This window comes from Bradyrhizobium sp. MI1.11 (assembly GCF_055811255.1).
Genome location: NZ_JBVVPM010000170.1, coordinates 1 through 1,460, shown reverse-complemented (window position 1 = coordinate 1,460; position 1,460 = coordinate 1). Strand labels below are relative to the sequence as shown.

Sequence of the window (1,460 nt, the reverse complement as noted above, 5' to 3'; positions counted from 1 at the left end):
GGCGGATTCAAACGGTCGTCGCAACACCAGGAGTTTGGAGGTTGCGATGAACGTTGTAAGGCGCAGATCGGCGCGGTCAGGACGAGCCCCATTGCCGTCGCCAGGACGGCCCTCTGTTGCCGGGCGCGATGAACAGAATAAATTTTGGCGGGCGATTGCCGCTGGGTTAAGCAGCGAAGATGCTGCACTCGAAGCCGGATTGTCACAACCTGTCGGAAGCAGATTATTCCGAAAGGCGGGCGGCATGCCACCAGCGATGTTCAGATCTTCGGCAAAGGCACTGTCCGGGCGGTATCTCTCGTTGAATGAGCGCGAGGAGATCGCACTTCTCAAGGTGCAGGGCCATTCCATACAGGAGATTGGACGTCGCCTGGGGCGGGCTGCTTCCACAGTCTCCCGTGAACTGCGGCGCAACGCGGCCACTCGCGGCGGCGGGTTGGAGTATCGGGCAATAACTGCCCAATGGCATGCGGATCGATCCGCCCGCCGGCCTAAGCCGACCAAGCTTGCGCTCAATGCAACCTTGCGCACTTATGTGGAGGAAAGACTTGCTGGCGGCGTCGTAGCCCCGACCGGCGCTCCCGTTCCTGGTCCCGCCGTTCCGTGGAAGGGGCGGCGGCATGGCCAGCGCAAGGATCGGCGATGGGCCAAAGCCTGGAGCCCTGAGCAGATTGCTCGACGCTTGCCGATCGACTTCCCGGACGACAAGACGATGCGCATCAGCCACGAAGCTATCTATCAAGCCCTCTTCGTTCAGGGCCGTGGCGCGCTACGCCGCGAGCTGACGGCCTGCTTGCGAACAGGGCGTGTGTTACGGATGCCCAGAGCGCGCGTACGCAGGCGAGGCAAGGGATTTGTCTCGCCGGAGATCATGATCAGTGAGCGCCCTGCTGAAGCTGCCGATCGAGCAGTGCCGGGACATTGGGAGGGGGACCTTATCCTCGGTCTTGGCAGCTCGGCAATCGGAACGCTGGTCGAGCGCACGACGCGCTTTACGATGCTCTTGCACCTTCCACGGTTGGCGGGGCATGGCGAAGCTCCGCGCGCGAAGAACGGGCCAGCCCTTGCGGGACATGGGGCCGAAGCCGTGCGCGACGCGATCACGCGCACCATCATCACTTTGCCCGAAGAGCTGCGCCGTTCGCTAACCTGGGATCAGGGAGCCGAAATGGCTCAGCACGATCGTCTCAAGATCGATGCGGGTATCCAGGTCTACTTCTGCGACCCGCAAAGCCCATGGCAGCGCGGCACTAACGAGAACACCAACGGGCTGCTGCGGCAGTACTTCCCGAAAGGCACGGACCTGAGCATCCACAGCGCCGAAGAGATATCCGCTGTGGCAGCGGCCCTCAATGCCCGACCGCGGAAGACACTAGGCTGGAAAACGCCGGCGGAGGCGCTTGACGATCTTCTGTTATGAGTGAAAGTAACTGGTGTTGCGACGACCGTTTGAATCCGCC

1 protein-coding gene is annotated in these 1,460 nt (G+C 62.3%); it reads left to right on the top strand.

The window, feature by feature from the left end; translation table 11 throughout:
* Positions 1-46: 46 nt before the first annotated feature.
* Positions 47-1,420 carry an IS30 family transposase gene (locus AC0L30_RS42920; RefSeq protein WP_007597145.1) on the top strand — a complete coding sequence of 458 codons (1,374 nt, stop codon included), beginning with the start codon at positions 47-49 and terminating at the stop codon, positions 1,418-1,420.
* Positions 1,421-1,460 lie beyond the last annotated feature (40 nt).